This is a genomic window from Psychrobacter sp. ANT206 (assembly GCF_056880555.1).
The window spans coordinates 1,070,240-1,082,964 of the sequence record NZ_CP096271.1; the positions used below are offsets into that span (position 1 = coordinate 1,070,240).

Annotated in this window: 13 protein-coding genes; all 13 read left to right on the forward strand. The window is 44.7% G+C overall.

Annotation, left to right across the window (positions count from 1 at the left end; translation table 11 throughout):
- Positions 1-100: 100 nt before the first annotated feature.
- Positions 101-745, forward strand: a complete 645-nt coding sequence (locus M0221_RS04575; RefSeq protein ID WP_483284497.1) for a glutathione S-transferase — start codon at positions 101-103, stop codon at positions 743-745.
- A 520-nt stretch (positions 746-1,265) separates the two neighbouring features.
- Positions 1,266-2,174, forward strand: coding sequence for an urease accessory protein UreD (locus M0221_RS04580; RefSeq protein ID WP_483284498.1), 909 nt, complete (start codon positions 1,266-1,268; stop codon positions 2,172-2,174).
- 95 nt (positions 2,175-2,269) lie between these two features.
- Positions 2,270-2,572 carry an urease subunit gamma gene (gene ureA / locus M0221_RS04585; protein WP_011513222.1) on the forward strand — a complete coding sequence of 101 codons (303 nt, stop codon included), beginning with the start codon at positions 2,270-2,272 and terminating at the stop codon, positions 2,570-2,572.
- A 28-nt stretch (positions 2,573-2,600) separates the two neighbouring features.
- Complete coding sequence (locus M0221_RS04590; RefSeq protein WP_483284752.1) at positions 2,601-2,936, forward strand: urease subunit beta; 336 nt, start codon at positions 2,601-2,603, stop codon at positions 2,934-2,936.
- On the forward strand, positions 2,933-4,636 hold the full coding sequence (gene ureC / locus M0221_RS04595) for an urease subunit alpha (protein ID WP_483284499.1): 1,704 nt from the start codon (positions 2,933-2,935) through the stop codon (positions 4,634-4,636). The genes M0221_RS04590 and ureC overlap by 4 nt, the downstream gene beginning before the upstream one ends.
- Positions 4,637-4,671: 35 nt before the next feature.
- Positions 4,672-5,214, forward strand: a complete 543-nt coding sequence (gene ureE, locus M0221_RS04600) for an urease accessory protein UreE (protein ID WP_483284500.1) — start codon at positions 4,672-4,674, stop codon at positions 5,212-5,214.
- Positions 5,204-5,911 carry an urease accessory protein UreF gene (locus M0221_RS04605; protein ID WP_483284501.1) on the forward strand — a complete coding sequence of 236 codons (708 nt, stop codon included), beginning with the start codon at positions 5,204-5,206 and terminating at the stop codon, positions 5,909-5,911. Before ureE ends, M0221_RS04605 begins: the two co-directional genes overlap by 11 nt.
- Positions 5,912-5,945: 34 nt before the next feature.
- The gene (gene ureG, locus M0221_RS04610) at positions 5,946-6,584 is read left to right on the forward strand and encodes an urease accessory protein UreG (protein WP_149492599.1); all 639 of its coding nucleotides are present in this window, start codon (positions 5,946-5,948) and stop codon (positions 6,582-6,584) included.
- Positions 6,585-6,834: 250 nt separating this feature from the next.
- Positions 6,835-7,419 (forward strand): HupE/UreJ family protein, encoded by a 585-nt coding sequence (locus M0221_RS04615; RefSeq protein WP_483284502.1) that lies wholly within the window; start codon positions 6,835-6,837, stop codon positions 7,417-7,419.
- A gap of 174 nt (positions 7,420-7,593) precedes the next feature.
- Positions 7,594-8,859 carry a Rid family hydrolase gene (locus M0221_RS04620; protein WP_483284503.1) on the forward strand — a complete coding sequence of 422 codons (1,266 nt, stop codon included), beginning with the start codon at positions 7,594-7,596 and terminating at the stop codon, positions 8,857-8,859.
- Positions 8,860-9,143: 284 nt separating this feature from the next.
- Entirely contained in the window at positions 9,144-10,463 is a 1,320-nt protein-coding gene (locus M0221_RS04625; protein WP_483284504.1) for a short-chain fatty acid transporter, read from the forward strand.
- A 244-nt stretch (positions 10,464-10,707) separates the two neighbouring features.
- Positions 10,708-11,406, forward strand: a complete 699-nt coding sequence (locus M0221_RS04630) for a hypothetical protein (RefSeq protein ID WP_483284505.1) — start codon at positions 10,708-10,710, stop codon at positions 11,404-11,406.
- A gap of 95 nt (positions 11,407-11,501) precedes the next feature.
- The gene (chrA, locus tag M0221_RS04635; protein WP_483284506.1) at positions 11,502-12,710 is read left to right on the forward strand and encodes a chromate efflux transporter; all 1,209 of its coding nucleotides are present in this window, start codon (positions 11,502-11,504) and stop codon (positions 12,708-12,710) included.
- The last annotated feature ends 15 nt before the right edge of the window (positions 12,711-12,725 follow it).

Sequence of the window (12,725 nt, forward strand, 5' to 3'; positions counted from 1 at the left end):
AGGTATCGTCCCTAGCATTTTTAAAATGATGACACGCACTAGTAATAATCAACCTCCGCGTCTAAACTTATTAATCTTAATTCAACTACGAACCCTACCTATGACTTCCTCTTATCATTGCCTGTATTCTTTTCGTCGCTGCCCTTATGCCATGCGCGCCCGTTTCGGCATACTGTTTGCCGAGCTACAGGTAGAGCTGCGCGAAATAACACTGAAAAATAAGCCGTCGCAGATGCTAGCCATTAGCCCAAAAGGTACGGTACCTGTTTTACAACTTGTAGATAGGACGGTGATTGAAGAGAGTACAGAGATAATGATATGGGCGCTTGAGCAGCAAGATCCGCAAGGGCTTTTGGATGCAGAGGTTCTGCAGCAGGCCAATGCGCTGATTGATAAAAACGACAACGAATTTAAATATTGGCTCGATCGCTATAAATATGCCGATCGTCATACAGACATGACCCAGACAGAGTATCGACAGAAGGGTGAAATATTTTTACAAGTGTTAGAGGAATTGCTGACTAAAAATCCTTATTTGCTAGGGGAAACTGTAACGATTGCCGATATTGGTATTATGCCTTTTGTCCGTCAATTCGCTCATGTCGATCGTAATGTTTTTTATAGCCTGCCTTATCCAAATCTACAGCGATGGTTACAAGATTGGCTGCAGCATGCGTTTTTTTTGCAAACGATGACCAAATTTCAGCCGTGGCAGGATGGGGATGAAGCAGTAATTTTTTGCTGAGACTTCCTCCAAAATATTTAATAAGTGTTAATACTTTGAAATTTTCGTCTCATGTTTGTTAGGGTTACTACCCTCTAGCTATCTATCTTATTGAATTACTACAAGATTCACAGTACAGATTAAATAAAAATAAGATTAAGCTGCCATAATTTTTACCAATGTGTAAAGAAATAATTTGACAATTATGTACGGTTGGCTTATAAGAGATAAACAGTATGGCTGTTTGCCAATAAGTGCTTTTTTAGAGTGCCTATTTGCATTGATTAAGCTCATACACATATCAAGGGAAGCATCTTCTACCCTGATGGTACATCGCAATTTATCTGCACTACTCGTTTTATGGTTTTTAGGCAATCATTGCCCAACTGATGACATTCGCTGACAGCTACTAGGCTGCCAATGTCACTCTAACCTCACCCGCGCACGTGAATGTATTTTCTCATTTTGCTATTGTCAGCCAATTTTCTGACGATTCAGCGATGTATGTCGCGCTGGGCCTATAAAAAAGGTTTCCAATCGCATGACGATTTTATCTTCTATGCCTGTGCATCCGCAGCCAATCATAGATTCTGGGCATCGTTTTGATGCCAGCCGCCATTGGCCAGCCTCATTAACTCTGGGGTTTGCAGCCTATCCTGAAGCGGACACTCGCATTACCCGCATGAATGTCGCACGTCACTATGGTCCACTACGGGTACAGCGCGCTTTTTACCCTGAAGGTCGTGATGGCTGCTGTCATGTGTATCTTCTGCATCCACCCGGCGGTATTGCCAGCGGTGATTCTTTAACCATTGACGTTACGGTGTCTGAAAACGCTCACGCTTTATTAACCACCCCAGCTGCCAACAAACTGTATCGAGCCGATAGCAATAATGTCGCTTGGACACAGCATACTCATCTCAAAGTCGAAGACGGTGCCACGCTTGAATGGCTGCCACAAGAAACGCTGGCTTTTGATGGATCACGCGGTGAGCAAACGGTGATTATCGATTTGGCTGAAACGGCTAAATGCTTGGGCTGGGAAATTATAGGCCTTGGTCGCCCAGCCAGCGACTTACCTTATGTCAGCGGCATCATTGAACAGCGCTTTCAGCTTAGCCGAAAAGGTCAGCCACTATGGTTAGAGCGCCAAGCCATTGACCCAACACATCCTCGCTTTTTAGGTAAATGGGGACAAGGCGGTGCTACGGTTCACGCTACTCTGTGGGCAGTCGGACTGAGTGACCCTGCTGAGACCATTGCCGAACTACGCGACAAAATACCTGCCAACCACAATTGGGCGGTGACTTATCGCCGCGGTGTGCTCTTACTACGATATTTGGGCATGGAGCGAAATGAAGCGTGGGATATATTGCAGCAAGCGAGGGAAATTCTGCGCCCAAGACTGATGGATGTTGAGGCAGTGACGCCGCGCATTTGGTTAACCTAATAATTCTTTTGCGTATTTTTTTCGATTACGCATAAAAGCAAGCCGCAAATCAATCGGTTTTCAGCACAACAATATCAATAATAATGGAGACAATAATGGAACTAACCCCCAGAGACAAAGACAAATTAATGCTTTTTACTGCTGGGCTTTTGGCTGAGCGCCGTAAGGCAAAAGGGCTGAAGCTTAATTATCCAGAAGCGATTGCTCTGATAAGTTGTGAGATTATGGAAGGCGCACGAGAAGGACGCACTGTGGCAGAAATGATGGGCGCTGGTCGTGAAATTTTAACTCGTGATGATGTGATGGAAGGTGTACCTGAGATGATTGAAAGTATTCAGGTCGAAGCGACTTTCCCTGATGGCACCAAACTGGTGACTGTTCACAGTCCTATTATCTAATAAGAGCATAAAGCTTAAGGAGAGCATGATGATTCCGGGTGAATATCAATTAAAGAAAGGTGATATTGAACTGTGCGTAGGGCGCGAGAGCTTTGTGATTGAAGTGGCCAATACTGGCGATCGCCCTATACAAGTGGGCTCTCACTATCACTTTGCTGAAACCAATAGCGCACTGAGCTTTGATCGCAAAAAAGCCTATGGCCATCGCCTAGCTATTCCTGCCGGCACCGCTACGCGCTTTGAGCCAGGTCAAAAACGTGAGGTGTCACTACTGCCTTATGCCGGACTGCGCCGCATCTTTGGCTTTAGAGGTGAGGTAATGGGTGCGCTAGATGACAATTTAGATTCAGGAGAAACACGATGAAAATATCTCGCGACGCCTATGCCAATATGTATGGTCCGACCGTTGGCGACCGCATCCGTTTAGGCGATACTGAGCTTTGGATCGAGATTGAAAAAGACCACACTCATTATGGTGAAGAAGTAGTATTTGGTGGCGGTAAAGTGATTCGTGATGGTATGGGTCAAAGCCAATTGTGCTCAGACTCAGTGATGGATACTGTGATTACCAACGTGATTATTATTGATTGGTGGGGCATCGTAAAAGCCGATGTTGGCTTAAAAGACGGGCGCATTGCCGCTATTGGTAAAGCCGGCAACCCTGATACGCAGCCGGATGTTGATATTATCATTGGCGCAGGTACTGAGATTATCGCTGGTGAAAACCAAATATTGACCGCAGGCGCGGTAGATACTCACGTTCACTATATCTGCCCGCAGCAAGTAGATGAGGCGTTAATGAGCGGTTTAACCACGATGATTGGTGGCGGTACTGGCCCTGCAACTGGCTCAGTCGCTACCACCAACACGCCTGGACCGTGGCACATTGGCAAAATGATGCAAGCCGTGGATGACCTGCCTATTAACATCGGATTTTTGGGTAAAGGCAGTGCCAGTACGCCTGCAGCACTTGAAGAGCAAGTCAAAGCTGGCGTTATGAGTTTAAAAGTTCATGAAGATTGGGCGGCAACGCCAGCAACGATTAGTAATGCGCTTGATGTTGCTGACCGTTACGATATTCAGGTAGCGTTACATGCCGATAGTTTAAATGAGTCAGGATTTGTTAAAGATACGCTAGAGGCCTTTAAAGATCGCTGTATCCATTCGTATCATACTGAAGGTGCGGGTGGTGGTCACGCGCCAGATATTATTGTCGCTTGTGGTCAGCCAAATGTTTTACCGTCATCGACCAATCCAACACGCCCGTACACCATCAACACTGTTGACGAGCATCTCGACATGCTGATGGAGTGTCATCACTTAGACCCAAATATTCCTGAAGATGTGGCCTTTGCTGATTCGCGTATCCGCCGTGAGACCATTGCTGCAGAAGATATCTTGCATGATCTTGGCGCTATTTCGATGATTTCGTCGGACTCGCAAGCCATGGGCCGTATTGGTGAAGTGGTCTGCCGTACGTGGCAAACCGCGCACAAAATGCGGCTGCAACGTGGTCTGCTACCAGAAGATCAAGAGCGCGGTACTGATAACTTCCGAGTCAAACGTTATATTGCCAAATATACCATCAATCCTGCCATCACCCATGGTGTATCACATGAAGTGGGCTCGGTAGAGATTGGCAAAATGGCAGACTTGGTACTATGGCGTCCTAAGTTTTTTGGTGTTAAGCCCTCCATTATCTTAAAAGGCGGCATGATTGCTGGCGCAGCAATGGGTGATCCTAACGCCGCAATTTCGACCCCGCAGCCAGTACATTACCGCCGTATGTTTGGCGCGCTAGGACGTGCAGTTTCTGCTACACGTGTTACTTTCGTTAGCCAAGCTGCGATGAACACGGGACTCGAAGAAAAACTGGGGCTAAAAAGCCGATTGGTCGCGTGTAAAAACGTTCGCAGCATGCGCAAAAAAGACATGAAGCTGAATGATTACTGCCCGAACATCACGGTAGATCCAGAAACTTATGAGGTTCGTGTAGACGGTGTGCTTTTAACGTGTGAGCCGCTCTCTGAACTGCCATTAGCTCAGCTTTATCATTTGTTTTAGGCCAGTTGTTTTAAATCGTTTGTAAGGATAATAATATGCTTGAATTAATAAAAAGAATGGATGGTAATGCTTTGGTTGATATTTATGACACCTTGACCTTGCCTTATGAGCTACGTATTCGTGGCCGTCTAAAGGCAGTTAGTGATAACGAACGTGATATGGGTCTGTTTCTTGACCGAGGTCCTGTGCTTCGTCATGGTGATTTGCTACAAGCCGATAGTGGTGAGGTGATTCAGGTTCTTGCAGCTGATGAGCCAGTGGCTACTGCTTATATCGAAAGCGGTTTACCACTCGCTAGACTGTGCTACCACTTAGGTAATCGACATGTGTCACTCGCCCTTGGTAGCGATGAAGATGGGCGTCATTGGGTACGTTTTCCTCCAGATCATGTGCTTGAGGAGCTAGCAGTACTATTGGGAGCAGATTTAAGGCATCACGACGCACCATTTGATCCTGAATCTGGTGCTTATGCGCAGGCTGGTCGCGAGCACTCGCACTCAAATAGTCATGCGCATTCTCACTCTCATTCTCATGACCACGACCATTCTGAACACGACGGTCATAACCATGCGCATTAATGAGCCGTCAAATGCTGTGAGCGATCTAGCATTGTTAGGTTTGATGCAATTAATTAGCCCAGCATTACCTATTGGTGCTTTTGCTTGGTCACAAGGTTTGGAAAGTGCGTTTGAGCTGGGTTGGGTCAATAATGAAGCTCAACTGGGCGAATGGTTGGAAGGCGTTTTAGGTGACGGTTTGACGCGTTGTGAACTGCCTGTCCTAGCACGTTTACAGAGATGTTGGGCAAATAATGACGGTGATGGTCTGGCCTTTTGGAATGACTGGCTACATGCCAATCGGGAAACGGCTGAGCTGAGCGATGAAGACACACGTTTAGGTCAAGCATTGATACGCTTACTAAACAGTTTGGATTTGCAGCCACAGACAGCGTTAGGTCATGCCGAGCTACCAACAGACCCGGGTTATGTCACTGTCTTTGCGTGGACGGCTCATCAAAGGCAGGTGCCTGTACGTCAAGCTCTACTGGGATTTGCTTGGGGCTGGCTAGAAAATCAGCTGGCGGTTGCCTGTAAAGCCCTGCCACTCGGTCATACCGCTGCACAACGTTTGAACGAGACCTTGCGTCCGCAACTGGTGGCGGCAGTTGATAAAGCGTTAGCATTAACTGATGAGCAATTGGGTCCGATTTTACCCGGCTTAGCACTGGGTAGTGCTCAGCATGAAACTCAATATTCACGATTATTTCGAAGTTAAATTAATGCTTCGTTTTTAGATAAGGAAAATATACATGAAACATTGTTTAAGAGTAGGTGTTGGTGGTCCGGTTGGTTCTGGAAAAACAGCTCTATTACGTCAGTTATGTAGTGCGCTAAAAGATCACTATGATATCGCTGTGGTTACTAACGACATCTATACGCGTGAAGATGCTGATTTTTTGTTAAAGCACGACGCCTTGCCTGCCGATCGTATTTTGGGTGTAGAAACTGGCGGCTGTCCGCATACCGCTATCCGTGAAGATGCCTCGATGAATCTGGCCGCAATTGATGATTTGCAAACGCGCCATCCTAACCTAGAGCTGGTGTTAGTAGAGTCTGGCGGCGATAACTTGGCAGCGACCTTTAGCCCAGAGCTTTCTGATTTGACCTTATATGTCATTGACGTCGCTGCTGGTGACAAAATCCCTCGTAAAGGTGGCCCAGGTATAACTAAGTCAGACCTGCTGATTATTAATAAAATTGATATCGCTGAATATGTCCATGCTTCGCTAGATATCATGGAGCGTGATTCAAAGAAAATGCGCGGAGAACGTCCTTTTATCTTCACCAACTTATATGACGGCGTAGGCGTAGAAGAAATCATTAGCTTTATCTTAAAGCAGGGCATGTTACCTGAGCGTCGTCCTGAAAAGCTAAGCGCCAATGCTTAATGCTTAATTGCTCGCATTTAATAATTATAGTCAGTCCTAAATAAAAAAATGCAAATATTATCAAACACTACTGGGGTTAATTTTTCTTGCTTGCTGTGGCTACGCAGACAGAGGCTGCGAATAATCAATCCCAGTAGTTCTGTACTCTTTTAAAAGTGGATCAACTATAAGTACGCGGACAGTACTTCAAAGTATTAAATAGACCAATCAATTAGTTAGATAATAGAAAACAAGAAAATAGGAGAGAAAGATGAATAAAATGACTAAATTGCTGCTGACAGCAGGGTTGATGATGACTGCCACTTTGGCGATGGCCCACCCTGGCCATGGCGAGCAGGTGAGCAATGGTTTCCTTAGCGGCTTACTGCATCCGATGATGGGCCTTGACCACTTATTGGCTATGGGCGCGATTGGTTTTTGGAGTATCCGCCAAAACACTACGATGAAACGTGGCACGCCGTTATTTGTCGTAGGCGGCATGATAGCTGGCGCAGGCCTTGCTTGGGCGGGTGTCAGTTTGGCTGGGGTAGAGACTGGTATCGCCATGTCAGTATTGCTAGTCGGTGTACTAATCGCCACGTTAGCAAAACTACCGACTGCTGTTGGTGGAACATTGGTTGCCCTGTTTATGGTCGCCCACGGTTATGCTCATGGTACTGAAATGACACAAGGTTCAAGCTTATTGCTTTATATGGCTGGCTTCGTTGTCGCCACCTTAGCTATTACCTTTATCGGTCGTAGTCTGGGTACCATGATGCTCAAAGCCGATAACCGTATTACCCGTGCATTAGGCGGCGTGGTTGCTATTATTGGTGGGGTATTGGCTGCGGGCTAATATGTATTAATCAAAAAAAATCTCGTTTCGCATCAAGCTAAGAAGCCGTAGGGACTTCCTACGGTTTTTTAGTTTCTCATATTCCTTTTCGCATCTGCTAAAGATCTTAAAGCGACGACAGTGGGCTAGATGCCTGCTGCATTAATAAATATATCAAATAGGGATTATCACGATATGAATGATACCATCATAAAATTATCTAGAAACACGAACCGTGCGCCGATTAGCGCAACCTCAACTCAGAGCGTTGCTTTTTCTCATTACAATAACATCTCAGCGCAGTTACCAATCGATCCTAAGACGGGAGCATTAGCCTCTGCTGACATCACAGCCCAAGCCAAACAGTGCTTAGATAATATCAAGGCGGTTGTGGAAAGTACCGATCACCTCATGGATGATGTGATTAAAATCACTGTATTTTTAAAAGATATTGCAGATATGCAGGCAGTAGATGCTGTCTATCGTACTTTCTTTACCGACTATTTGCCGACACGTAACGTAGTGATGGTTGCAGAGCTGCCTATTGATAATGCGTTAGTACAAATGGATGCATTACTTTCAAATGGCGAAGGTACTCACCCGCAAGCCCCTTGCGAGCTCGTAAAAGTGGCAAAAAACACCGATAATGCGCCAATCGATTCTCTATCTACCCAGACAGTTGCTTTTTCTCATTACAATAACATCTCAGCGCAATTACCCATTAACCCTGCTTCAGGGCAAATAATAGCAGGTGGTATAGCAGAACAGACTACGCAATGCCTAGCCAATATCAAGTCGATTTTGACCAGTATTGATGTCGGTGTTGATGACATTGTCAAAATAAATATTAGTCTAACCAACCTTGTTGATATTGCAGCCGTCGATGACGTCTATAGTACTTTTTTCCCAGACACGGCTATTGCCAGAGCCGTCAATTATCTACCGGCGCGTACAGTGACTATGGTTTCAGGGTTACCTATGGCCGCTTTGGTACAGATTGAAGCCGTGGTATCACATGGAGATGGCACACCGCCACAGGCCGTTGAAGATCGACATGGCATTGTGATCAAAGCCAATAATACTGAGCAGGCGCCAAAGCACTCGTTAAGCACGCAGATGGTTGCTTTTTCTCACTATAACCACCTTTCAGGTCAATTGCCTATCAATCCTGAAACAGGTAAGCTTATCGGCGGTGATACACTGGCGCAGACTAAGCAGTGCTTAGAGAATATCAAAGCCATTGTCGAGAGTACCAATCATAAAATGGATGACATCGTTAAAGTAACTATCCAACTCAAAGACGTTAGCGATATTGACACGGTCAACGATATTTATACCACGTTTTTTGACGGTGAGCTGCCTGCCAGAACAGTGTTTGGAGTTTCAGCAATCCCTATGGATGCATTGATACAAATCGATGCCGTACTCTCTAATGCTGAAGGTACGCCACCTGTAAGATAGTAATTATTCAGATTTTGTCATAACAATTGGTTTGACGCGCGTTTTCTAGAGCGTCATAATCAATTTATGATTCATCACTTAAATAAAATAAAAAGGCTTTCAACTATTTGGAAGCCTTTTTATATGTGGAAGATATAACTAAATAGGTAAAAGTAGACAGGACGCTTAAGGTCTAAATAAAAAAGAGTCATTCATAGCAGTACCGTAGTGTTTTTAGAGTATTTTGACTATAGTTAGCTAATAATAGCACTCAAGGAAAATTTATATAAAAAGGAAGTTATAAAATGAAAGGGATTACCCATTTTTCGAATAGCTTAATGGAGAAGTATTTACCGGATCCATTTTTGTTCGTTATTATCTTAACAGTGGTTATTTTTGTACTGGGTTTAGGATTAACTGACTCTTCACCGGTACAGATGGTGGCGTTTTGGGGTGAAGGGTTTTGGGCATTACTCGCATTCTCAATGCAGATGGTGTTGGTATTAGTCACAGGTTTTGTATTGGCAAGCAGTCCGATATTTAAAAAAGGTTTAGGAAAGCTGGCAAGTTTAGCAAAATCGCCGGGCAGTGCCATTATCTTGGTAACTTTAGTATCCCTTGCGGCAAGTTGGATTAACTGGGGATTTGGGTTGGTGATTGGGGCATTATTCGCCAAAGAATTGGCAAAGCGTGTAGAGAATGTCGATTACCGTTTATTGATTGCCAGTGCTTATTCTGGTTTTATTATTTGGCATGCTGGTTTTTCGGGCTCCATTCCGTTATCTATTGCCACAGAAGGGCATCCTTTCGCTGATAAGATTGGTATTATTCCGACCAGTGCAACCATTTTTGCCAGCTATAACTTAATAATCGTTGTGGCATTGATTGTCATCGTTCCTTTACTCAACCGTTTGATGATGCCGAAAAAAGAAGATACGGTGACGGTAGATCCGAGACTTCTGGTTGAACCAATTGATGAAGTGCTGCCAGAAAAATCGGACATGACACCAGCAGAGCGTTTGGAAAATAGCTGGATTTTATCCATGATCATTGGCGCATTAGGTATTGCTTTTATCGTCTATTATTTTGTACAAAATGGCTTTGCCTTGACGCTTGATTTGGTCAACTTTATGTTTTTGTTCCTTGGGATTATCTTTCACGGAACGCCTCGTAAGTATTTGATTGCCGTTCAAGAAGCGGTCAAAGGTGCTGGTGCTATTATTGTCCAGTTTCCGTTTTATGCAGGAATCATGGGTATGATGACAGCGTCAGGCTTGGCAGGCGTGATGTCAGAAGCATTCGTCAATATCTCGTCAGCTGAGACATTGCCACTTTTTGCCTTCTTAAGTGCAGGACTCGTCAATTTCTTTGTCCCTTCAGGTGGTGGGCAATGGGCAGTGCAAGCACCCATTATGTTAGAGGCGGCAGAGATGCTGGGCAGCGATCCTGCAAAGGTTGCTATGGCAGTTGCATGGGGTGACGCATGGACAAATATGATTCAGCCGTTTTGGGCATTGCCAGCCTTGGCAATTGCGGGGCTAAAAGCCAAAGATATCATGGGTTTTTGTGTCATCGTCCTGATTGTTAGTGGTGTTGTGATTGGTTTAGGGCTATTGTTTTTATAATTAACACCTAGCGTTTTTGGTACGGCTTAGCGTTTAGACCTTGCCTATTTGATGGGTAAGGTCTTTTTTTATGAGAATAATTCAAGGGGTATGTCTATCGCTGTCTATCTAAAATTGTCCAAATAAGCGACAATACCCGCATAAATTTTAAGCGTATATTAAGAGCGATATATCCGCTTAGAGACTCTCATTTTTTTGATAGTAGACATCTATTAAATCTAACACACATAAAAGGCCGTCCCAAATGACCAATGATAACCCATATGATTTTTTACCATTACAGCCTACTGGTAGAAACGAGACTGATACTGCCAATACTTACGCGCCCGAAGACATGATCAAGATATACGAGCAGCAATTTCTCATACCAGTCCCTGAAGAGCAGCTAACTGAATTTTTACCTGCGCTAAAAAGCTTCTATGATATTGATAATCATACTCTAGATGTTAGCGCCATTATCTTCGAAGCAATCGCGGATGCGAGTATTATTTACAATCATAAAATAAAAGCAGGGCGCTACCAACTCCTAGAGGGCTTGGTAAAAGAAGAGCTTGAACATGGCGAAGACGACCAAAATGATGCAGGTATTGATGGCGTTGACAGCAATGACAGTGAAGAAGCGCAAGCCTATACCCTAGAGTGTAAGCGTACCTTTTTTATTAATGATATAGAGATGCCCTATTATTTTAATTTATTTATTCAGGGCGATAGCTATTCAACATTAACCAAACAAGACACCTTGCTAGAGCAGATGTATTGGTTCGCGAGTGACGGTACCGATGACAACGAACGCTTAGAGGCTATCAATGCGCAGTTAGCGAGCTTAGGTATTCGTGCAATGGATTTGGCGACGCTCTATCAGATAGTGGATTATGTAGAAGACCACATCATAGACGATGCCATGATAGAAACCCTGAATAAATTATTAGATGATGCTGAATAGTAAGTGAAAATAATACTAAACAGCCAATCAAATTTTGTATGTGACTTTAAGTTATAACACTTTCTCTTTATACGGTCTGCCAAGGAGAGTGACACGTGGTACATCATAATAACGCCAATATTGAAAGCAAATCAGCATGGGCTGTTTTTCTTATCTTCCTTAGATTGGGGTTGACCTCATTTGGTGGCCCTGTCGCTCATTTGGGCTATTTCCGTGATGAGTTTGTAATACGCCGCAAGTGGCTGACTGAGAACAGCTATGCCGATTTAATCGCGCTCTGTCAGTTTTTACCAGGACCTGCCAGCAGCCAAGTTGGCATTGCTATCGGGTTATCTCGAGCAGGATATGCTGGCGCGCTTGCTGCTTGGACGGGTTTTACCTTACCCTCTGCCATAGTGCTTATGTTGTTTGCCATAGGTATTAGCCGTTATGGGGATATTGTTCCACTTGGTGTATTGCATGGTTTAAAGGTCGCGGCAGTGGCTGTGGTTGCGCAAGCGGTATGGGGTATGGGGAAAAATCTCTGCACCGATGTTGCGCGAATCTCTATCATGGCGCTGGCTGCTTGTTTTGTACTTTTGGTGCCTTCTGCATTAGCTCAAGTAAGTGTTATTGCGATTGCCGCCATTATTGGGCTGCTATGGTTCAAACCTGAAAAAGTGATTGCTCATGACCCGCTTCCTATTACTGTGAGACGTCGGACTGGGCTTATTTGGTTGTTCTTGTTTTTTTCATTGCTCATTGGCTTACCGCTGCTAACTGCATTGTATCCAAGCCAAACCCTATCTATGGTAGATATCTTTTTTCGTGCAGGATCACTTGTGTTTGGTGGCGGACACGTAGTATTGCCATTATTACAGGCTGAGATTGTTCCCGCAGGCTGGATAAGTAATGATACTTTTTTAGCAGGTTACGGAGCTACGCAAGCAGTGCCAGGACCTTTATTTACCTTCGCAGCATTTCTAGGTGCCTCGATGAATCAAGCTCCTAGTGGCTGGCTAGGAGGGGTGATTTGCTTGATAGCAATCTTTGCGCCGTCATTTTTATTGGTTATGGGCGTCCTGCCGTTTTGGGAGAGTCTACGCCAAAATCTGCGCACAAGAGCCGCACTATCTGGTATCAATGCAGCGGTCGTTGGTTTGTTATTGGCAGCGCTTTATCAGCCTGTATGGACAAGCGCTATTGTTGAAGCAAAAGATTTTGGTCTGGCATTGGTCGCTCTCATTGCTTTGATGTTCTGGAAAGTCCCTGCTTGGCTGGTAGTGATTGGCTGCGGAGCCGCTGGATGGTTACTAACACTATAAGGTGGCAACTACCTG